Genomic DNA, 19,964 nt, shown 5'->3' on the forward strand with positions numbered 1-19,964 from the left:
AGCAACATTAAGAAACTTATTTGGAATCTAATCGATATAAAGATAAAGACACGAGCCAATAAGGCATCGGACGTATCACAACTTCTATTTCTCTTCCAGTCTCTACCCACTAAGTAATGAAGGGTTGCCAGCGGGGGCAGTCAAAACTAGGATACAACTTCAAGTTAGCTTGAGGTAAATACAGATGAGTGGTCAACAGGATATAGATATTCGCGAAGTCGCGAAGCGCAGTGGGCTTCCCTCCTCTACCCTTAGATATTATGAGGAGAAGGGTCTGATCCAATCTATCAGTAGACGAGGTATTGCCAGAGTCTTCCATATCAGTGTGCTGGAGCAGCTCTCTCTAATAGCTCTGGCACGCTATGCGGGCTTCTCTCTCGATGAGATCGCTAGTATGTTTACATACAACGGAAAACCCAATATTGATCGGGAGCAATTGCTCGAAAAGGCCGATGCAGTGGATAAGAATATCCGCCGCCTGGAAGCTATGCGCGATGGTTTGAGGCATGTGGCAAATTGCCCAGAGGACAATCAGCTGGAGTGTTCAAACTTCCAAAACCTTGTGAAAAGAGCAATGAAATTACAGCAAGAGCCTATTGATGACTCTACCGAAACGACTCAGAACAAGCTAAGTCACAGCCAATAATCTGTTGTTCTCTTAAAGATGCCACCCCACTAACCTGTTGAGAAGCTTGTAAACAGTTAAAGATTTGATAGAGAGCTAAATGAATCACTACATATTGTGATACCTATAAATGCACCTTCCAAAGAAATCAATACTGGCAGCCCAAGATCTTATTGAGGATGCCGCCAGTTCTGAAAACAAGAAAAGCAATCTACAAATAAAACGATTAATGACCGGTACATTTAAAAAAGTCATGAAGGTATCGATTCACAGCCACCCATTTTGTACTTTACCAACCAGATACTTCCCTTGAGAGCTGTACTATCGTTGTGATAAGGAAAACAACAGCTTGCTATTATGAAGGTACTGATTGTCGGTGCGGGACCAACTGGTCTTACTCTTGCCGTGGAATTAGCACGCCGGAATATATTTGCCAGGATTATAGATAAACGTGATAGTGCCTCTACTCTGAGTAGGGCCGTTGGTATTACCTCTAAAAGTTTAGAGCTACTATCACACTCAGGTGTATCTAAAAGGCTGATTGAAGAGGGGGTGCCCATTCAAAATGCTTGTATCTATCAAGATAACCACCTTGCTTTGACCTTGCCGCTGCATTCAAGTACCTCTTATTTTCCTACCATATTGGGGTTACCCCAAGACCGCACCGAAACAATCTTAGCGGAGTCTCTGGCCTCCATGGGTGTGGAAGTCGAGTATAAACTCGCACTCAATGAGCTTCATGAGGAAGCGCAATCCGTTACAGCTCAATTATCCAGTGGAGAGGAGAGTAGCTTCGATCTTATTATCGGCGCAGATGGTGTTCGCAGCGCAGTTCGACAAAGTGCCAATATCCCCTATCCCGGATTTGATTTAAACGAAGACTGGTCAATCGCCGATGTGGAACTGGATGATTGGCCTCATCCACAAATGTTCACCCTCACGCAGACCAAGCCGGGAATAGTGGCAGTTTCAGTCCCCATCGGTAAAAATCGCTATCGCTTTGTTAGTAATTGCGAAAAGGTTTTGGAAGTTTTTCCGCTGCCGCTAAGAATTCACAAGGTGAGGCGGGAAGGGGTCTTCAAGATATCTATCCGTCAGGCACAGAGCTACTCCAAGGGCAGAATACATCTAGCCGGTGATGCTGCACATTGCCACTCCCCAGTTGGCGGACGAGGTATGAATTTGGGTATCGCCGATGCAGCCGAGCTAGCCAAATGTATTGCAGAAGGCCAGCTGGATAATTACTCGCCGCTACGCCGTCGGGAAGATAAGAAGGTAATAGATATCACAGAGCGAGGAAGAAAAATTGTCACGTCACAATCATTTCTCACCAGGCTCGAATTTTCTGCCTTATTAGCCGCGGCCAATCATCTACCATTTGTTCAAAGAAGGCTCAGTAGGTTTGTGGTTGAGTTTTAAGGAGAGCAATAATCCCGCGCGGCCCTCTTTACTAGGCCACACTAAACTCTGTCATCATGCCAGAGTCCTCGTGCTCCAGAACATGGCAATGCACCATGTAGGGCATATCCGGCATCGCCTCCAGAGGAAAACGTACATAGATTTCTGCACTACCGGCATTGGATATAGGCACCGTATCCTTCCAGCCACGCATATAGGCCGGCGGCGTAGCATCGTTAAATTTAACCAGCCGAAACTGGCAACCGTGAATATGGACCGGGTGTAGCATAGTGTCTTTACCCTCAGAAATTCGCCAGTGCAAGTCTGTATTAATGGGGGCCTTGAACCCAGGTTCAGTGAATGAAAATGAAACACCATTAACCGCATTAGCGGTCAATTGTGCTTTCAAAGGCAACGCCGGCGCCTCAGTGATGAGTTTGAGCACCCTAGCTACCACAGCAGGGTCCGTTTTTCCCGAGGCTACCATTTTTTCCAGTCCGGTCGCATCAATAAGTTTGTCTGCGATCTGCCAGCGGTTCATCTGCATTACCAACTTCTGGCTGATCGGCGGCAGCTTAGCCGGTATTTCAGGCATTGATACCAGCCGCTCAGGCAAAGAACCCCGCCCCTCCTCATTAGTGGGGACCACACTGAGAAACACTACAGGCCCATCGAATGGGGGCAACCGCATCACCTGTTGGGGCACTGGTAGAGTTATAAAATCAAAGGGCTGGCCATTGCGAGCGTCCACCATTACCTCGTAGCGCTCCCCGGCAGCTATGGGTAATTCTTTAACCTCTACGGGTTCCGGTAAAAATCCACCGTCTGTGGCAATCACATAGAAGGGCCGCTGATCACTAGTGGAGAGTCGGTAGTTACGAGCGTTTGATCCGTCCAGAATCCTGAAGCGCACCCATCCTCTTGGGGGATTAACAACCGGGTTGACCACGCCATTGGTAAGCAAGATATCCCCACAATAGCCCGCTGCAACCGTAATCTCATTAAAGCGATGAAAGAAGCTGCCGTCTTTGTTAAAGCGCCTATCTTGGATAATCAGAGGGATATCATCCACCCCCCAACGCTTCGGCAGAGGCAAGGCATCACTATTTTCATCATCAATGATAATCAGCCCTGCCAGCCCCTTAAGTACCAACTCGGCAGTGGTGGGATAGAGATGCGGATGAAACCAAAGCGTCGCCGCCGGCTGGATAATCGGTAACTTTGCAGTCCATGTATGGCCTGGCTTGATGGGCATATAGGGACCACCATCGGCATGACCCGGCACAATCAGGCCATGCCAGTGTGCAGTTACATTCTGGGTCAACTGATTATGTACGTTGGCCGTTACCGTTTCACCCTTGCGCAAGCGCAAAGCCGGGCCTAAAAAGGGGCCATTAAAGCCATAGGTCGGCGTTGTTACTCCCTTGAGAAATACTTTCTCTGCTCGCTTGGCTACTAGATTGATTTTTCCGACTGAGTCCGCCCTCAACTCCGGAGGAATTGGCAGTACAGGCCTTGTAGAGGAATCCCAGGTGCCATTGGTTTGCGCCCTCATATTAGAACTAGCCAATAGAGATGCCGCCAAGGTACCAAGACAGAAATCTCGACGTGATAAATGAGACAAGAAGAATCCCTCCTCATAATCTTAGCGTTAAAATTTGGTAATACTCTGGCGGCTAAAACCTCTTGCTAACTACACACCTTAAATAAGCCCCAAAGCAGCATAGACTGCGGTGGCATCAGCAATAAATGGTTACAAGAGTTGGAGTTAGGTGGCCTTACGTTTATCTATATTTATATGCCAACAGCATTACTGTCATTTGAGATACAGGCTGAACTCTTATTTTTCCTCAGCACAACAATATCCACATCCAGAAGCCAATGCATATTAAAACCGCTGGCTTTATCATTTAACCGAAAAAAGCTGGGGCGACGCAATCAAAAGCATGGTCTCTCAACAGCGCCTCAATATAATAAATCCGCCAGTGTACATATAGAAATAGACACTCAACAAATCTAAGAAAATATTCCTATACAGTTAACTCAAATAATCAATAAAGCGCCTAAAACTATAAAACAATCCGTAGAATAAATTGCCAAATTTTTTTCAGACCTTCACTCTAGGCATATGCAGAATCACAAAAAAAGCAACATACGCCAAACCCATACTTTTTTCTCATAATTTCAACACTTATTTCCCATGGCGGATAATCTGACACCTATAGATACTTTTATGAGAAGATTTACTTAGAAGGCAGACCAATCGCAACGCTAGATGGAACACTCTCCTACAAGCGGGGCTCCCTCTAAATTCACGAAGGAGATCATTTCAACCTTATTTTCCACTTAAAGAATCCAAAAAATAATTAGATCTCAATATAGACCTGCCATTTATTTCAGACTCATGCAGTAAAGGAGTCACACATGAAGCCATATTGCAACTTATTCACAGGGATAATTACATTTATTAGCATTGCAGCCTTTGCCGCAGGGAATCATAACTCTCAGGATCACTTACAAACAGATTTCAACTCCAGCAGCGATCAACCAGAAAAAAATAACAATAACTTCAGGGCGAGCATTCAAAATGGCAATAAGAATATTGTGAATACCCAGCAAAATGAAGAAACACTTGGAAGCAGCATACAACCCATTCAAATAGGCAACTTAAATCAGGCAAATATTTTTCAGTCAGGAACCATAACCTCATCCATTATTAATCGCCAACTTGGCAGTAAAAATATTTTATCTATCACCCAGACTAACAACATCAACAGCAACATCTTCATTAATCAACAGGGCAACCAAAACTATTCAAACACAAACCAAATTTCTGGAGACAAAAATAGAGTCATCAATACTCAGATAGGAGGTTCAAATTATTTCATTACCAAACAAGAAGGGAGCATATCCAGTACTATAAAAGTACATCAAGAAGGCAATGTTCAGCATGCCGCTGTAGAGGAAAGCAAATCTAGCTTTTTCAACACTGTTTCAGTTATTCAGCTGAATCTAAAAAACTCAGCAACTATTAATTTAATTGCAACAAATAATAGCAGCATTGATATATTTCAAGAGGAAAGCAAAAATCACATAGGAATATTGCAGCGCTTGTCTACTAGAAATAGTGTGCAAATTCGACAATTGGGAACTTCTGATATTGCTTTGATCAGCCAAACCGGTAGCTCTGACAACACTATCGTCTTACGCCAGAGTGGAGACCGCGCACTTGACATTCCAGGCCAGGAGTCCACTGAAAACGGCAAAGACATACAACTAACCAATTCCAACAATCAAGTAATTGTCAATCAGAAAGGTACTGAGTTAAGCAGCATTAACTCCAATCAGTTTGGCTTAGCTAACCAACTAACCATTAACCAGAGCGCTCTAAACATTAACACTTCTAATGAACAACAAGGCAATAAAAATGTTACAGGAATTGATCAAGCTGGAGAGAACCTCACCATCCTTACTCGCCAGATTGGCAATGAAAATCAGTCAACCTTTCATCAAACGGGAAGTGACTTAAACATAATTACCAAGCAACTTGGCGATAGAAATAGCCTTTCAATTATTCAGAAAAGTAATTTTAGCGCTATTGAAAGTGTCCAGATTGGAAATGGGAACCGACAAAAAATAGTGCAAAGTAACTCTAGTAGCCGGGCCTCTTTGCATCAAGTAGGGCAAGGTAATACTAGTCAGGTATATCAATGATGGCTAGCTATTACTGATCACTTAAATCTCTACTTTGTATCAACTATTCCCTGTCTTACTTATTTTAGGCTAACAAATAGGCAAGGCTTGAGATTTTGCACTCATTCGAATTGTTCTTTAGAACTAGTCGCTGTGTAGTGGTCCCCTAAACCCGGACACCAATTTAGGTGGTAAAGTTGCCATCGAAAATAGATGGTTTTCAATGAGTAGACAACGTCGATCCTTTTCTCCCGAATTTAAATTAGATTCTGCCCGCTTGGTTGTAGGTCAAGGCTATTCAATTGCTGAAGCAGCCCGGTCACTGGATGTTGGTACAACGGCTATCCGCCGTTGGATGTGGCAACTAGAGGCAGATCGGAGTAGAAGGCTACCGCTCTTTTAGTGTCCGACGAGATGAATCGTACGCACTGCTAGACCAATTGAGTGAGCAGGAGCCCGTGGAACTGGTCTGCAAAGCGATTGAAATACCGCGATCATGCTACTACGAATACAGGATAAAGAAGAACTCCGTTGATGTTCCCAGAATAAAGCTCCGCTCCAAAGTCATTGAAGTCTTCGAACGCAGCCGTAGCTCTGCAAGAAGTCGTACAGTCGTAAGTTTGCTTTAAGAGCAAGGGGTATCAACCGGACGCTTTAAAGTCCGAAGACTAATGTGTGAGGCCGACTTAGTGTGTACACAACTTGGTCCTCATAAGCATAAGAGAGCAATAGTCGAGCACTCAGATATACCGAATGAACTTGATCGCCAGTTTAATGTTGAGAAACCCAATCAATTTTGGTGTGGTGACATTACCTATATCTGGGCCGGTTCAAGCTGGTGTTACCTGGCTACCATTATAGATTTACACGCTCGCCGTATCGTTGGATGGGCCCTCTCAGGGAAACCAGATGCACACTAACGATAAAGGCACTAGAAATGACCTGGGAGCAGCGAGGAAAGCCTAATGGGGTTATGTTCCACTCAGATCAAGGCAGTCAGTATACCAGCCATCAGTTCCGCCAACGGCTATGGCGCTACTGAATGACCCAGAACATGAGTCGACGTGGAAATTGCTTGGATAATGCACCAATGGAAAGACTGTGCCGGAGTCTGAAAAGTGAATGGATACCCTCTCTCGGTTACAAGTAAGCTGAGACATCAGCCATTACTTTGATGACTTACTACAACTGGGAGCGTCCCCACCAACACAATGACGGATTACTGCCTGCAAAAGCGGAGGAAAAACTTAACTTACTGTCCGGAAATAGTTGACCACTACAGCCCAACCTGTTAAAGGCCTATAGCACGCTCGTAGGGACTCATAAATAAGCTTTTCAGTTTAAAAATCCCCTAAATACAATGCCCTCACTCTATGTGGCACTTACAGCAGAGATTTTGGGTGCTCAACCTATAGGTAAAAAATAATGTCACGACAACAAGAGATAAATGCCCACTGTAAAGAATGCATCTATGACAAACTTTCTTTAAGGTCATGGCGCCAGCAAGTAGAAAACTGCACTTTCAATCAGTCTTCCTTATACACTTTTAGGCCCAAGAGCCGTGGAAAGAAACTCCCAGAGACAATTGCTACAGTTACGGAGCACTTAAGAACACCTATCCTTCAACACTAATTGCGTAACTAAAAACCATACGTAATCACACTATCACTTCCTACTTATACCTGCCCCTTAGTAAGCCTCTATCAGCTTAATTGCGTTACAGTTTTCCATACCTTTTCAAGTCTATTTGTAATTACCTACCGAAATGCCTGGGTAGAACGTATGGCAGTTGACACTGCAAAGGTGAGTAGGGAGCACAGAGAGCAGGCTATTGATGACCTGCTGAATAATGTAGAGAAGTTTATGAGTGCTGGCAGTACCGTTGTGTCCGCTATGGACGCCTCTGGAACCACTGTCAGCCGTCCGACTGGATACGTCCAGTAAACCGCTTAAGATTTGTTGACGATGCCTGTAGAACCTTTGAGGGGTTTTGCAGGCATTTTTTTATAAACGGGTATAGTTTAATTGTGTGAGATATTTGGCTCATAAAGGAGAAAATGAATATAGAATCGCCCCAGCGCGAGGTCGATTTGGGCGTATTGCTATATAAATTAGTTAACCATAACTTTCTTTTACGGCTGAGTACCCTATCCCCGCTAATCAGCTTCCATAGAGTAATGCTCACATCTTTGCTAGCTTTATAAGTGATAAGAATTTCTGAAGTAACTTTTGCCTGATTATAGAAAAAATATACTCAGTAACTTAGAAATTCTCTAGCTGTATTATAGCTCTTTTTCTATTTCCTTTATGTTCTTCGTTTGTGCGTACATAAGTACCTGCTGAGAAAGAAAGCCAATAACTAACGGCCAAAATATTTGCTGATGGACATTTGGTAGCTTATCAAATCCAAACCAGTAGGCGGGTAACACAATACCGATAAGGAGACCGCAGACAGCACAACACAGAATATAATGGTATCGCTCTATAAGGCTCTGAGATTTTATTTTCGGTTTTATGTCCTTTTCTCCTTCTTTTAGATATTCTAAATCAGGAATTTTACGACCAGTTATATGTTGCAGCATTGGCACGATCATGCTAGCAGCCGTAGCTAGAAGAATCGTAGACATATAAATTTCTACCGGGTCTAACTGTTCCATGTATGCTTATACCCAACCGTTATCTTTCATGATTCTCTGACGCTGCTGAAGATTATCTTCATTTTCTTCAGCTAATACCCATATTTGAAAATTGCCAGATTCATATTTGTAAGAAGTTTCAAAGGCAATTACTTCATCAAAATCTTTTACATTCTCATGGTCAGAGATGTCAATAACCTCACCGGGTCTTGGTGCCACATTAGAATCTATTTGAACAATGGTGGTTTCTTAGGTACTACTAACAACTTCAATAAATAGCATACTCTCTACTATCCCCCCCTAAAATGAACACCTAAACTTTATTTGTTAAACATGATTTCCACGGCAAAAGCGTTTTAGCTGGCCGGATAAACTCGGCGTTTCATATTTTTAATTTTATTAATCAGCTCAAAATACTCGCCAAGCTCTCTCTCAGTTAAGGAGATACTGTCAGATAACTCAAATATTTCACCGTAAGGTGATGAGTAAGAAATGTTAATTGTTATTCCCGGTTCTGTGAGAAACTCAATCGCGGCTAAACCGCACAGTGGCTTGTCGGATTTTGTTACACTTATCAGTGGGAATTCTTTGCCAGCCTGAATGGCGGCTCCACGTCGCGGCCAGCTTTCTCTGTAGCAGTTTGGTTTTACGTCAGTAAATTTAAAAAAATCTGTTGAGCTGTTTTCAATAAGATCAAAAGACTTTCCCTTTATATTCAACTTAATTGAATGAATAAATGCTGTTCCAGTTCCAGCGTTTTCAAGATATAGCCCAGACTCTGACACGCTAGTTAAGTTTGGACTTACTTGTAAATGCGGCCTTATTGATAGCTTGTTAAAGTTTCGATTATCTACGGCCTGCCAGACAGATACTGCCAAAGCAAAAACTGATATAATAATCGCTATTATGCCAAGTGATTTTTCGGAAGACATTCATCTCCTCCCAAAATAAAAAACTCAAAGCTGGTGACAGTCCTGACGCAGCCTGCCCCGCAAGGGGCTTACGCATATTGCCAGTGATGCTCATAACTTATCTACCTCAACCTCAGGGAAAAGCGTTGCCAGCTCGCTTTTCCTACCAGCCGTATTCAACGTACATGTAAATGATATTTTTGCGAGGCTTAAGGAGGCAGAAACCAGAATAAATTTATCTTTTTCACTGTAGTTATTAATTAGCTCTGATTCCGTGAACCTGCGATTTACTTGGTCCATTCCACCGTGAGTAAATTCATTCATCATCGTTTCTATAGACGAGAAAAACCGGCAAAATGGACTCTCTTTTTTCTTTTCAAGCTTGCTCGTGATATCGCCGATTATTGTTCCCAGAGTAGGTTTCTTTTCTCCGGAAATGAAGTTTTTTAGTGCCTTGTCAGATGCGTAATCTGAAAAGTATATGCCTCTCATAGAAGCTTCATACTGAGGTCGAAGTAGAGCGGCTGATGAAGCGTATAAATTTAGATTCAGCAAGTGGATCAGGGAGCAAAAGTGTTCTAATGTAAGATGATGATATGCACTAGACACCTTAGACCTTGCATTCCCAGGAATAACTATGCCATTTGTGATCGTATTAATTTTAATGCGAAAGTTATTGGCTTTATTTAGTTCTTCTTTGTAGTTCATGCCGAGTTATAACTGATTACTAATTAGCGAACGGCTCATTATCTGCTTAGTTACTATTTTTAAGGGAGCCCCTTCAAGGCCCGCAGAAAGACCATTACTTGCTGCAGCTTATAGATTTTTGATTAAATAGCAACCAAGTGTTTTAAGTCTGTTGTTCAATCAGCTATGACAACCTCAAGAGTATGATGCCCATAAGTCAGGGGGGGAAACTCTAATCACCCCAATACGTTTATTTTCACGCCAACTCCACTTCTTTCACCTCCCTTCCAAATACTCTGAAACCCACATGGTTACTGGGTTTGGAATTTTGTTGCCCTAAGGCAATATTTTTTTCTTTTCGTCGATTCGTCGGGGTTTTGTTTTTTAGGGTTATAGGGGCACTTTAAAGGGCTTTTAAATGCCTATAAGGGCTTATAGGGGTCTTTTAGTAACCACCACTACCAACAACCTAAAGAAAGAATATTTAAAGCTCTGAAAGGGTATCCCTGGAAGGGAGGGTTTTTCTATGAACTAAAAAGGTAATTCTAATGTACCATCAGGAGACATAGCCTTTGATGGCATTCCGTGAATACATCTATGCATAAATCTTAACCATGGCTTCAACGAAAGACCTCCAATACAAGCTTAAGAAACGCTCTGAAGAAATTTTCAAAGATGGCCCTGACTTTGATGAACCACAATATACTGGTGATCCATCTAAGATTTTTGATGAAGACGATACACCCAAAAACAAGGACGATAACTTCAAGCACTCTTCATAGGTATTACGGCTTAGGTATCTCTCTCCAAAAAGCAGCCAATGCTGTAAAGTCCAGAAAAGGATAGTCCATCTTTACAAGCTCATTATATAGCTGCTTAGGGGTATAGCGTTCGGGGGCATAGTGGATAGTTGCTGTACTGAACTCACCTTCTTGGTGACCAACCATATTCAGCACATGAGTTTCACTTGCATCACTAACTAGTGAGTTACGAATGAAATTACGACGGAATGTATGGAAAGATTTATTCTCTGCCTTAAAGCCTCCTAGAAAGCGATCCCTGTACTGCTCATTGAACCACTTACTAAGGCGTGCATGTGGCCTTTGCCTTACTGATGGAGCTGGAATACCTGGTAACAGTAGCCCTGAGCGGTGAGTCTCATTCCACACATTAGGCAAACCTTTCAGATAATCCTTGAAACCCAGCTCATCCAATCTAGAGTGGACCGGGACTTTTCTTATAGCGGCCTTAGACTTGACCGCCTTTCCCTCCTCATCATTGATGCTGAAGTAAGCAATACCATCCTGCTCCCTTACATCCTCGGCTCTAAGCTGTGCTATCTCACCACATCTTGCACCAGTAAATAGCGCTATCATCAACGCTCAAAAATGCGACTGCCTTGCAGACCGCTTCCAGTATGAACTACCAGAAACAAATAGCGGTGACTTGAAGATACGCTCCAAATCCTCCTGCGTATAATCGGGCATCGTTGGAGTATCCCTCTGTACCGTAATGCCTTTAAAGGGATTCTTACTGATGTACTCAAACCTAACCCCATACTCAAAAATTTGAGAGACATAGAGCAGTCGCTCCCCAACCGTGGTGGCCGACATTCCTTTACCGAACCCTGCATCACCAGATAAAACCGCTTCAGGTGTAAGGTCGGGATATTTTTTCCTGTTACTCGGACCTCTCAGCAGCACATCCCTAAAATGCATTGCATCCTTTACCTTGAAAGCATTTAAAGAAATATCCCCGAACACCCACATGAAATCCTCTGCGGCCAAACGAAGCGCATCATAGGCTCCCTGTCCCAGTGGATTAGCTATAGTTTCGGCCTTTTTGTTATCCACACAGCCTTGATACAGCTCTGAGAATTTCGGTAAGGCCTTCAGGCCTCCTATGTTGCTCAAGGGCTTCTATTGTTAACTGGGCTCCGAGTAAATCCGCTAAATCATCTTCAACTTCATCGGGTGTAGACAAGCCAGAAACAAGGCGTTGTTGAGCCCTCAATAACTGTCTCTGCAACCTCCCTATCCGCGCCTGAAGTGCCGTAGCCGTTCTTTCAGGTCTTACACCGCTACTAAGAAACTCTTCCTCGGTCTCCACTAAATCCAATTCAACCTGAGGACCACTCTCAACACTCCCCCCTAAATGCTCCGCTAAAAGCTGCTTTGCATCATAGCTATGTAGAGCGTACCCCCCTTCACTAAAGAACTCATCCAGCCAATCATCCCGAAATTTTATTGCCTGCTCGTAGGCATTACGTTTTATCAGTTCGTAGTCCATACCCAACCAGTGCCATTGCTTGACCTTCCTTGCTAGATATAACGCTCTCTTAGAAGCCTTATCTCTTTCAACTGTATGTAAGGAGAAGCGCAAGAACCGCGATGAATTAGGGAGGCGTAGATTGAAGTAAAGGTGGGGGCTATCCGGGCGCTTCAACAGGTGCATGAGTGTGTACCAATTGTGTGCCAGCGGAGTATCAGACATAAAAAAAGGAGGCCTAAGCCTCCTTTTAACTCTTTGATTTGACTGAGGTTTTCTCTCAGTTTCATGTATGGTGCCCAGGGCGGGACTTGAACCCGCACGAGCATAGCTCACTACCCCCTCAAGATAGCGTGTCTACCAATTCCACCACCTGGGCAAAAATCTTTACTGCTGTTCCTCTGAATCAGTTTCCTGATTTACAGCTGGCTCTTGCGAATCGCTGCTTTCAGTCGGAGCCTGAGGAACATCACCGGCTTCCAGACCTGATTCAAGTTGCGGGATATCGCTTTCGATTTCTGGCAACTCGTTGGCCGGTCCAACTTGCTCAACTGCAGCAGGTATTTGCGGCAGATTTGCATCGACATCGGCATCTGCGTTTTGGCGAGCCAGAAAGGCCAGCCCCAAACTGGTGACGAAGAATACAGTAGCAAGAATTGCTGTCAAGCGGGAAAAGAAATTTCCGCCACCCTGACTACCAAAAACTGTCTGAGATGCACCTGCACCAAAGGAGGCACCGGCCTCGGCACCCTTACCTTGCTGCAATAAAATCAGGCCGATAATACCCAATGCAACCAGAACGTGTATACCTAAAACAATTTCTTCCATTTTCTGGAAACTCTCTACCGGGGTTGTGCTAACCCGTTTTTAGTATTCCCTAATCCGCTCGCTGAATATTATTCAGCAGCGCGACAAATTGCGGCGAACTCTTTCGCATCAAGCGAAGCGCCACCCACAAGGGCGCCGTCAATATCAGCCTGCGCAAACAGGGCGCTGGCATTAGCGGATTTTACACTACCGCCATATAAAATCTGTACATGCTCACCTACATTACCGAGCTCACCCCGAATAAATTGGTGAACGTCCTGCGCCTCTTCAGGCGTTGCAGTTTTACCTGTGCCTATTGCCCAAACAGGTTCATAAGCCACAACTGAATGCTTCCAGGTATCACTTTCGATGATGTCGCTAACAGCTTTAAGCTGGTTTGCGATCACCTCGAGAGTACGCTCCTGCTCACGCTCTTGCAGGGTTTCCCCGACACAAAGGATCGGGATCAAACCAGCCTCCTGGGCAGCCACAAACTTCTTGGCTACCAGCTCGCTTGTCTCCCCATAGAGACTGCGACGCTCGGAGTGCCCAACAATGACATAACGAGCATTCCAGTCGAGTAGCATTTCAGCGGATATTTCACCGGTATACGCGCCACTGGATTCCTGACTGAGGTTTTGCGCACCAACACTAAAGCGCTCCCTATCTTCTGCTACCTGGGACACCAGGGGAATATAAGGAAATGGCGGGCAAACAACCACGTGAGCGGCAATAGCCTGCAAGTCGAAGTCAGAAAAAAAACGTTCGGCAAAGGCTTTATTGCCGTTCATTTTCCAGTTAGCTGCTACCAGCGGTATTCGCATGTGTGCTCCTTTAAGGGGCGCAAATCTTAGCGACATTGCCGCCAACATACAACCAAAAATATACGAGTTTGCCTATCTCACTGATGGCGCCCTATAGAACGCCTCAGGAGCACCCCTAATGAAGGGCTCAGCCGCCCCCAACCCTTTGTACTACAGCGGAGATCTGCTGTGCCAGTTGCTCTACCTGTGTGCTATCACGGCCTTCCACCATTACCCGGATAAGGGGCTCAGTACCAGAGGGACGCAGCAGAACACGACCATTGTCAGCGAGCTGAAGCTCCGCATCACTGACCGCTGCCATAACTTCCGGATGGTCGAGTATACCATCGCGATGTCCAAGTCGCACATTAATCATGTGCTGGGGAAGCATCTGCATGCGCGCCTTGAGCTGGTGCAGAGGTAGGCCAAATTCAGAAAGGGCTCGAAGCACCTGAAGAGCAGCAACAATGCCGTCTCCGGTTGTTGAAGCATCGGCGCAGATGATATGGCCAGAAGATTCACCACCCAGCATCCAGCCATTGGCCTTCATTTTTTCGAGCACATAGCGGTCGCCAACTTTAGCGCGCTCAAACGGGATATTGCGCTCCCGCAAGGCCAACTCAAAGCCGTAATTACTCATCAGGGTACCGACAATGCCCTTACAGCCCCCAAGATGCTCCTGCTGGTAAAGGCCGATAATAAAGAGCAGCTGATCCCCGTCGACAAGATCACCATTGCGATCAACAAACAAAACCCTGTCGCCATCACCATCGAAAGCGATCCCGAGATCAGCACCTTGCTCCACTACTGCGCTCTGTAGCTGCTTGGGTTTGGTGGAGCCACATTCCAGATTGATATTTAGCCCATCCGGGCTAGCACTTAAGGCAGTCACTTCTGCCCCCAGTTCTCGAAAGACCTTTGGTGCTATGTGATAAGTGGCCCCGTTTGCGCAATCAAGAACGATTTTGAGACCACCCAAGGAAAAGTTCCAAGGTGTGGATGCTTTGCTGAATTCGATATAACGCGAGGCCGCATCATCTACTCGATATGCCTTGCCTAGATTTTCCGCCGCTTCCATGGGAAGCTCGAGCGCAGCTTCGATCTCGCGCTCTACTTCGTCGGGCAATTTGTAGCCTTCGGCACAGAAGAACTTGATGCCGTTATCGTGAAAAGGGTTATGCGAGGCGCTGATTACGATTCCCGCCCGAGCGTGGAAAGTACGAGTGAGGTAGGCAATAGCAGGGGTAGGCATGGGGCCCAATAGGCCCACATCAACTCCTGAGTAGATTAAACCCGCCTCCAGGGCAGCTTCAAACATATAGCCGGACACTCGCGTATCCTTGCCAATCAAAATATAGGGGCGACTGGACCTCTTACCCGCAGACATCTTACCCAGTACCTTACCAGTGGCGTACCCTAACCTCAGCATAAAGTCCGGGGTTATTGGCCCCTTTCCCACATGTCCACGAATTCCGTCAGTGCCAAAGTACTTTCTTTCCATTTCTGATCTCTACTGCAGCTAACTACGCCGCATTTAATTTGTAAAAATTTTACAAATGCCTCTACAATTTTAGAAGGCTAATGTTTGTAGGAATTAGGCTTTAAACCCCTCGACAGCTTGCTGTAATCGCAGAACATCAACTGTCTCTGCAACATCGTGCACCCGTAAAATCTTTGCTCCTCGCTGGGCTGCTAGCATAGCAAGTGCAAGGCTACCTGGAAGCCGATCTTCCACCTCTCGCTGCAACAGGCGCCCAATCATCGACTTACGCGACAAGCCAGCCAGTATAGGGACTTCCACTGGGCCCAGTTGCGACAAGGCACCCAATAAAGCCAGGTTATGAGCGTCGGTCTTGCCAAAGCCAAAGCCTGGGTCCAGCAAGAGGCGCTCTCGGTTAATTCCCACAGCACCACAGGCCTCAATACGGCTCGCCAGGTAATGGGCGACTTCCGTTACTACATCTCTATAATTGGGGGAAGTTTGCATGGTATCCGGCTGCCCTTGCATATGCATAAGACATACCGGTAAATCTGTTTGCGCGGCAGCCTCAAGTGCCCCCTCTCGCTCAAGTGCACGAACATCATTGATAAGCCCTGCTCCCACTTTAGCGGCTTCGCGCATCACTGTTGGTGTACTGGTATCTACCGAGACGACGACATCCAGCCTCGTACAAATCGCATCTACCACGGGAAGTACTCTGTCGAGCTCCTCCTGCTCAGAAATAGGAGAAGCTCCAGGTCGAGTAGACTCCCCACCCACATCAATAATTGCGGCCCCCTCGTCTAGCATTTGCTCGGCCCGGCACAAGACAAGAGACAGGTCTAGCATGCCAGCCTGATAGTAACTGCCGCCATCGGAAAAAGAGTCTGGGGTGGTATTGAGAACCCCCATCACTACCGGTGAGGAGAGGTCTAGTGTGTGTTTTCCACAGGTGATTTTCATATACAGAGATAAAAAAACGGAATGTCGAACCGGGATGGACTGACGCCATCCCGACCTACATTCCGTTTATGCCATTTGAATGTTTCGCTGGGAATCAGTGCTCGTTTAACGGGCCACCAACCGGGTTACTCTTGTCTGCCTCAGTAGAGGCCTCAGATGTATCCGTTTTATCCACCTCATCGGTTGAGCTGTTGCCACCGGAGCCAAAATTGTTATCTTCCCAGTCTTTAGGTCGACGCACTTTGCGACGAGCCATCAGGTCGTCCACTTGTTCTGCGTCCAGGGTTTCATATTCCATCAGGGCATCTTTCATCGCTTCAAGGATATCCCGATTTTCCTCTAGCAACTGGCTGGCACGTTCATAGCAGCTATCAATGATACGGCGAACTTCTTCATCAATATCATTAGAGGTCTTGCCGGAAACCGGGTTACCCTGCCCCGGCTGGCCACTTTCATCTTCTCCATAGTGCAAGGGACCAAGTTTCTCAGAGAGTCCCCATTTGGTCACCATACTACGTGCCAAGTCGGTAGCGCGCTCGATATCGTTGGACGCGCCGGTTGTCACACCATCTATACCCAGGGTCATCTCTTCGGCAATACGACCACCAAACAGTGAACACAACTGGGATTCAATCGCACGCTTGGAGAGGCTGTACTTATCCTCCTCAGGCAAGAACTGGGTAACACCCAGTGCACGGCCGCGAGGGATAATGGTGACTTTGTGAACCGGATCATGTTCTGGAACCAGGCGACCAATAATCGCATGACCCGCTTCATGATAAGCAGTATTCACTTTCTCTTTCTCATTCATCACCATGGACTTGCGCTCGGCACCCATCATGATTTTGTCACGGGCGCGCTCAAACTCCTCCATGGTCACCGTACGCTTATTGGCGCGAGCAGCAAAAAGTGCAGCTTCATTCACCAAGTTGGCTAAATCGGCACCGGAGAAACCGGGTGTACCCCGCGCAATAGTCTGAGCATTGACCTTGTCATCCAGTGGTACCTTGCGCATATGCACAGTCAAAATCTGCTCGCGGCCACGGATATCCGGTAGGCCGACAAATACCTGACGGTCGAATCGACCAGGGCGCAACAGAGCATGGTCGAGTACGTCCGGGCGGTTAGTGGCGGCGATCACGATCACCCCTTCATTGCCTTCAAAGCCATCCATCTCTACCAGTAGCTGGTTGAGTGTTTGTTCACGCTCGTCATGACCACCGCCAACACCGGCGCCACGGTGGCGGCCTACAGCGTCGATTTCATCAATAAAGATAATGCAGGGAGCTTGCTTCTTGGCCTGATCGAACATGTCACGGACGCGGGAAGCACCCACACCAACAAACATTTCTACGAAGTCGGAACCGGAAATAGAGAAGAAAGGCACTTTTGCCTCACCGGCAATGGCCTTAGCCAGCAGGGTCTTACCGGTTCCGGGAGGACCACACATCAGTACACCACGGGGGATATTACCGCCCAGGCGCTGGAACTTGGTGGGGTCTCGTAGAAACTCTACCAGCTCCTGTACTTCTTCCTTTGCTTCATCCACACCCGCAACATCGGCGAAGGTGGTCTTGATCTGATCTTCGCCTAATAGGCGCGCTTTACTTTTACCAAAAGCCATAGGCCCGGAACGGCCACCAGCACCGCCCTGCATCTGGCGCATGAAGAACATAAAGACGGCAATAATAATGAGGATCGGGAAGCTCGCTACCAAGAGTTGCTGCCAGATACTGGGAGATTCAGGTTCACGGCCAACGAACTGGGTATTACTGCGCACCAACTCATTGGTGAGTTCATCGTCAATAATCTGCGGCTGGATAGTCTTGAAGCGACTGCCGTCAGCTTTTTCGCCAGTAATCACCAGACCATCCACAACGACGCTTTTCACCTGTCCCGACTGCACATCCTGAACAAAGTCGGAATAACTGAGAGCCTCATCCCGTGTCTGCGGCTTAAAATTCTGAAATACCATCAGCAGCACCGCCGCGATGATCAACCACAGTACAAGGTTCTTTGCCATATCATTCAAAGGGATAGCCCTCTCGCTTTCGCACTCAAAATCCGTTCATTTTGCTGTGCCGATCCTATCTATACCCATCAAATCAGTATAGGTGTAGGAGACAACAGCCCTGCCGCCCAATAGGAATAATGCTTATACCATATCAAGCAGGCAGACTAGAAATACGCCTTCGCGCCTAATTGCCCTTAAAGCCCCTGGCCACCAAATAGACTTCGCGAGAGCGAGGCCTGGAGGCGCCAGGCTTACGAGTCACAACACTGTTGTAGCTCGCGCGCAAGTCGCGGATCAGCTCATCAAACCCCTCCCCCTGGAAGACTTTGGCAACAAAAGCACCGCCAGGCTTTAATACCTGCCGGGCCATATCTACTGCCAACTCTACCAAATACATGGAGGCGGGCTGATCAACATCGCGTATCCCACTCATATTGGGGGCCATATCGGAAATCACAAGGTCTGCCATCTCATCGCCAAGATGTTGCAGCAGCTCATTGAGCACTGACTCCTCAGTAAAGTCACCTTGCACAAAGTCCACACCGGCCAGGGGGTCCATCGGCAATATATCAGACGCCAAAACCCGGCCTTTGTGCCCCACTAGCTCCATCGCCACCTGAGACCACCCTCCCGGTGCAGCGCCCAGATCGACAACCGTCATGCCTGGCTTGAACAGGCGGTCCTTATCCTGTAACTCCTGCAGCTTGTAGCTGGCACGGGAGCGATAGCCCTCTTTCTGGGACTGTTTGACGTAATGGTCATTAAAATGTTCACGCAGCCAGCGGTGGCTGCTCTTAGATCGGCCCATCGGGTACAATGCCTACAATCACTACAGCTTATTAGTAAGAGCGGTCATAAGCCGCGATCGGGTCAGCCAAACAACTGCTGACGAAGATCGAGGCTTTTGGTCACTCCCATATCGATATCCACAAAGTGGTAATGGAGTATTGTATGCCTTTAACCGCCGACCGCAAAAAAGCACTGCGCTCTCTCGGTCACAATCTCAAACCTGTCGTGACTGTAGCGGGCAATGGGCTCAGCGAGGGCGTGATGGAAGAACTGGAACGTGCACTGGAAGATCACGAGCTGATCAAGGTAAAGCTGATGATCGCTGACCGTGAAGTCCGACACCAGGTTGTAGGGGAGCTCTGCCAGAAATCCTCTGCTGAACTGATCCAGGAAATTGGTAAAATCGCTTTAATCTATCGAGCTGCGAAGAAGCCGGATGTACGCAAGTCTAACTTGCTGCGCTGATGTTTTATCAAGAAGCGGCCTTTGCCGTTTCTTGATAATCTCCATCAAGTATCTTCATCAACAGCAAGCTCACAGGGTACAGACAGTTCCCACATCTCATCGCTAGAAAGTCGAGCAAGCCAACACTTCCGCCCATCCGTAAGTAACTGGAATTTGATGGGCTTCGCCATATCTCGACCAATTAATGCCATATGCTGCCGATTACGTTCAACGACCAGAATACTTTTTTCTACAAACACTTCAGAGCCCAGAGTAACTTTAACCCCACCCAAGGCTTCTGAAACCAGCACTTGTATCTCCGCAGTAACTTCTGGGCTAACCTTTTTCAAAAGCGCCGGTTGGACACTCTGAATATTTGACTGAGAGGCGCATCCCAAGCATATAACGGCAAGACAGCAGTAACCTATCAGGGCTGCAATTTTCAT

The 19,964-nt window shown here is 46.4% G+C and carries 21 protein-coding genes, 1 tRNA gene and 1 pseudogene; 7 read left to right on the forward strand and 16 right to left on the reverse strand.

Going from position 1 to position 19,964, the window contains the following annotated elements; translation table 11 throughout:
- Positions 1–184 precede the first annotated feature (184 nt).
- Both ACJJIO_RS05780 and ACJJIO_RS05785 read left to right on the forward strand, forming a co-directional pair.
- Entirely contained in the window at positions 185–646 is a 462-nt protein-coding gene (locus tag ACJJIO_RS05780) for a helix-turn-helix domain-containing protein (protein ID WP_444910403.1), read from the forward strand.
- A 336-nt stretch (positions 647–982) separates the two neighbouring features.
- The gene (locus ACJJIO_RS05785) at positions 983–2,044 is read left to right on the forward strand and encodes an FAD-dependent oxidoreductase (RefSeq protein WP_444910404.1); all 1,062 of its coding nucleotides are present in this window, start codon (positions 983–985) and stop codon (positions 2,042–2,044) included.
- A 31-nt stretch (positions 2,045–2,075) separates the two neighbouring features.
- Here ACJJIO_RS05785 and cueO read toward each other — a convergent pair whose 3' ends face one another.
- Positions 2,076–3,647, reverse strand: coding sequence for a multicopper oxidase CueO (gene cueO, locus ACJJIO_RS05790; RefSeq protein ID WP_444910405.1), 1,572 nt, complete (start codon positions 3,645–3,647; stop codon positions 2,076–2,078).
- A gap of 800 nt (positions 3,648–4,447) precedes the next feature.
- Here cueO and ACJJIO_RS05795 point away from each other — a divergent pair.
- The 3 genes and pseudogenes from ACJJIO_RS05795 to ACJJIO_RS05805 all read left to right on the forward strand — a co-directional run bounded on the left by ACJJIO_RS05795 (position 4,448) and on the right by ACJJIO_RS05805 (position 7,660).
- Positions 4,448–5,737: a hypothetical protein gene (locus tag ACJJIO_RS05795; protein WP_444910406.1), complete on the forward strand. Its 1,290-nt coding sequence runs from the start codon at positions 4,448–4,450 to the stop codon at positions 5,735–5,737.
- Positions 5,738–5,939: 202 nt separating this feature from the next.
- Positions 5,940–6,989, forward strand: a pseudogene (locus ACJJIO_RS05800) (IS3 family transposase).
- 509 nt (positions 6,990–7,498) lie between these two features.
- On the forward strand, positions 7,499–7,660 hold the full coding sequence (locus ACJJIO_RS05805) for a hypothetical protein (protein ID WP_444910407.1): 162 nt from the start codon (positions 7,499–7,501) through the stop codon (positions 7,658–7,660).
- Between the two features lie 338 nt (positions 7,661–7,998).
- On the opposite strand, the gene ACJJIO_RS05810 is transcribed toward ACJJIO_RS05805, so the two are convergent.
- The 4 genes from ACJJIO_RS05810 to ACJJIO_RS05825 all read right to left on the reverse strand — a co-directional run bounded on the left by ACJJIO_RS05810 (position 7,999) and on the right by ACJJIO_RS05825 (position 9,971).
- Complete coding sequence (locus ACJJIO_RS05810; RefSeq protein WP_444910408.1) at positions 7,999–8,373, reverse strand: hypothetical protein; 375 nt, start codon at positions 8,371–8,373, stop codon at positions 7,999–8,001.
- 6 nt (positions 8,374–8,379) lie between these two features.
- Positions 8,380–8,571, reverse strand: a complete 192-nt coding sequence (locus ACJJIO_RS05815) for a hypothetical protein (protein WP_444910409.1) — start codon at positions 8,569–8,571, stop codon at positions 8,380–8,382.
- Positions 8,572–8,708: 137 nt separating this feature from the next.
- Positions 8,709–9,284: a hypothetical protein gene (locus tag ACJJIO_RS05820; protein WP_444910410.1), complete on the reverse strand. Its 576-nt coding sequence runs from the start codon at positions 9,282–9,284 to the stop codon at positions 8,709–8,711.
- A 90-nt stretch (positions 9,285–9,374) separates the two neighbouring features.
- Positions 9,375–9,971: a DUF6988 family protein gene (locus ACJJIO_RS05825; protein ID WP_444910411.1), complete on the reverse strand. Its 597-nt coding sequence runs from the start codon at positions 9,969–9,971 to the stop codon at positions 9,375–9,377.
- A gap of 593 nt (positions 9,972–10,564) precedes the next feature.
- Here ACJJIO_RS05825 and ACJJIO_RS05830 point away from each other — a divergent pair.
- Positions 10,565–10,732, forward strand: a complete 168-nt coding sequence (locus ACJJIO_RS05830) for a hypothetical protein (protein WP_444910412.1) — start codon at positions 10,565–10,567, stop codon at positions 10,730–10,732.
- Positions 10,733–10,735: 3 nt separating this feature from the next.
- Here ACJJIO_RS05830 and ACJJIO_RS05835 read toward each other — a convergent pair whose 3' ends face one another.
- The 10 genes from ACJJIO_RS05835 to rlmE all read right to left on the reverse strand — a co-directional run bounded on the left by ACJJIO_RS05835 (position 10,736) and on the right by rlmE (position 19,093).
- Positions 10,736–11,326, reverse strand: a complete 591-nt coding sequence (locus ACJJIO_RS05835; protein ID WP_444910413.1) for a tyrosine-type recombinase/integrase — start codon at positions 11,324–11,326, stop codon at positions 10,736–10,738.
- Positions 11,327–11,332: 6 nt separating this feature from the next.
- Positions 11,333–11,803 (reverse strand): site-specific integrase, encoded by a 471-nt coding sequence (locus ACJJIO_RS05840; protein ID WP_444910414.1) that lies wholly within the window; start codon positions 11,801–11,803, stop codon positions 11,333–11,335.
- Positions 11,796–12,443 (reverse strand): hypothetical protein, encoded by a 648-nt coding sequence (locus ACJJIO_RS05845; RefSeq protein ID WP_444910415.1) that lies wholly within the window; start codon positions 12,441–12,443, stop codon positions 11,796–11,798. Before ACJJIO_RS05845 ends, ACJJIO_RS05840 begins: the two co-directional genes overlap by 8 nt.
- 68 nt (positions 12,444–12,511) lie before the next feature.
- Positions 12,512–12,597, reverse strand: a tRNA-Leu gene (locus tag ACJJIO_RS05850).
- A gap of 8 nt (positions 12,598–12,605) precedes the next feature.
- Positions 12,606–13,046, reverse strand: a complete 441-nt coding sequence (gene secG, locus ACJJIO_RS05855; protein WP_444910416.1) for a preprotein translocase subunit SecG — start codon at positions 13,044–13,046, stop codon at positions 12,606–12,608.
- 68 nt (positions 13,047–13,114) lie between these two features.
- Positions 13,115–13,849, reverse strand: a complete 735-nt coding sequence (gene tpiA / locus ACJJIO_RS05860; protein WP_444910417.1) for a triose-phosphate isomerase — start codon at positions 13,847–13,849, stop codon at positions 13,115–13,117.
- A gap of 127 nt (positions 13,850–13,976) precedes the next feature.
- Positions 13,977–15,329 (reverse strand): phosphoglucosamine mutase, encoded by a 1,353-nt coding sequence (glmM, locus tag ACJJIO_RS05865; protein WP_444882648.1) that lies wholly within the window; start codon positions 15,327–15,329, stop codon positions 13,977–13,979.
- 93 nt (positions 15,330–15,422) lie between these two features.
- Positions 15,423–16,271, reverse strand: a complete 849-nt coding sequence (gene folP, locus ACJJIO_RS05870; protein ID WP_444910418.1) for a dihydropteroate synthase — start codon at positions 16,269–16,271, stop codon at positions 15,423–15,425.
- Between the two features lie 94 nt (positions 16,272–16,365).
- The gene (gene ftsH / locus ACJJIO_RS05875) at positions 16,366–18,294 is read right to left on the reverse strand and encodes an ATP-dependent zinc metalloprotease FtsH (protein ID WP_444887108.1); all 1,929 of its coding nucleotides are present in this window, start codon (positions 18,292–18,294) and stop codon (positions 16,366–16,368) included.
- A gap of 175 nt (positions 18,295–18,469) precedes the next feature.
- A complete protein-coding gene (gene rlmE, locus ACJJIO_RS05880; RefSeq protein ID WP_252083196.1) occupies positions 18,470–19,093 on the reverse strand; it encodes a 23S rRNA (uridine(2552)-2'-O)-methyltransferase RlmE in 624 nt (207 codons plus the stop codon).
- A 143-nt stretch (positions 19,094–19,236) separates the two neighbouring features.
- Between rlmE and yhbY the strand changes: the two genes are divergently transcribed.
- Positions 19,237–19,539 carry a ribosome assembly RNA-binding protein YhbY gene (gene yhbY, locus ACJJIO_RS05885; RefSeq protein ID WP_444910419.1) on the forward strand — a complete coding sequence of 101 codons (303 nt, stop codon included), beginning with the start codon at positions 19,237–19,239 and terminating at the stop codon, positions 19,537–19,539.
- A gap of 44 nt (positions 19,540–19,583) precedes the next feature.
- Here yhbY and ACJJIO_RS05890 read toward each other — a convergent pair whose 3' ends face one another.
- Positions 19,584–19,964 (reverse strand): hypothetical protein, encoded by a 381-nt coding sequence (locus ACJJIO_RS05890; RefSeq protein ID WP_444882651.1) that lies wholly within the window; start codon positions 19,962–19,964, stop codon positions 19,584–19,586.

The organism is Microbulbifer mixtoriginis (SeqCode), from assembly GCF_052467235.1.

Bases quoted from the DNA above. Each gene is read 5' to 3' on its own strand.
- ACJJIO_RS05805 (WP_444910407.1), top strand. From the start codon at position 7,499: ATGGCAGTTGACACTGCAAAGGTGAGTAGGGAGCACAGAGAGCAGGCT.
- ACJJIO_RS05785 (WP_444910404.1), top strand. From the start codon at position 983: ATGAAGGTACTGATTGTCGGTGCGGGACCAACTGGTCTTACTCTTGCC.
- ftsH (WP_444887108.1), bottom strand. From the start codon at position 18,294: ATGGCAAAGAACCTTGTACTGTGGTTGATCATCGCGGCGGTGCTGCTG.
- ACJJIO_RS05810 (WP_444910408.1), bottom strand. From the start codon at position 8,373: ATGGAACAGTTAGACCCGGTAGAAATTTATATGTCTACGATTCTTCTA.
- ACJJIO_RS05780 (WP_444910403.1), top strand. From the start codon at position 185: ATGAGTGGTCAACAGGATATAGATATTCGCGAAGTCGCGAAGCGCAGT.
- ACJJIO_RS05835 (WP_444910413.1), bottom strand. From the start codon at position 11,326: ATGATAGCGCTATTTACTGGTGCAAGATGTGGTGAGATAGCACAGCTT.
- ACJJIO_RS05830 (WP_444910412.1), top strand. From the start codon at position 10,565: ATGGCTTCAACGAAAGACCTCCAATACAAGCTTAAGAAACGCTCTGAA.
- ACJJIO_RS05890 (WP_444882651.1), bottom strand. From the start codon at position 19,964: ATGAAAATTGCAGCCCTGATAGGTTACTGCTGTCTTGCCGTTATATGC.
- ACJJIO_RS05795 (WP_444910406.1), top strand. From the start codon at position 4,448: ATGAAGCCATATTGCAACTTATTCACAGGGATAATTACATTTATTAGC.
- ACJJIO_RS05820 (WP_444910410.1), bottom strand. From the start codon at position 9,284: ATGTCTTCCGAAAAATCACTTGGCATAATAGCGATTATTATATCAGTT.
- secG (WP_444910416.1), bottom strand. From the start codon at position 13,046: ATGGAAGAAATTGTTTTAGGTATACACGTTCTGGTTGCATTGGGTATT.
- ACJJIO_RS05845 (WP_444910415.1), bottom strand. From the start codon at position 12,443: ATGTCTGATACTCCGCTGGCACACAATTGGTACACACTCATGCACCTG.
- rlmE (WP_252083196.1), bottom strand. From the start codon at position 19,093: ATGGGCCGATCTAAGAGCAGCCACCGCTGGCTGCGTGAACATTTTAAT.
- yhbY (WP_444910419.1), top strand. From the start codon at position 19,237: ATGCCTTTAACCGCCGACCGCAAAAAAGCACTGCGCTCTCTCGGTCAC.
- folP (WP_444910418.1), bottom strand. From the start codon at position 16,271: ATGAAAATCACCTGTGGAAAACACACACTAGACCTCTCCTCACCGGTA.
- glmM (WP_444882648.1), bottom strand. From the start codon at position 15,329: ATGGAAAGAAAGTACTTTGGCACTGACGGAATTCGTGGACATGTGGGA.
- tpiA (WP_444910417.1), bottom strand. From the start codon at position 13,849: ATGCGAATACCGCTGGTAGCAGCTAACTGGAAAATGAACGGCAATAAA.
- ACJJIO_RS05825 (WP_444910411.1), bottom strand. From the start codon at position 9,971: ATGAACTACAAAGAAGAACTAAATAAAGCCAATAACTTTCGCATTAAA.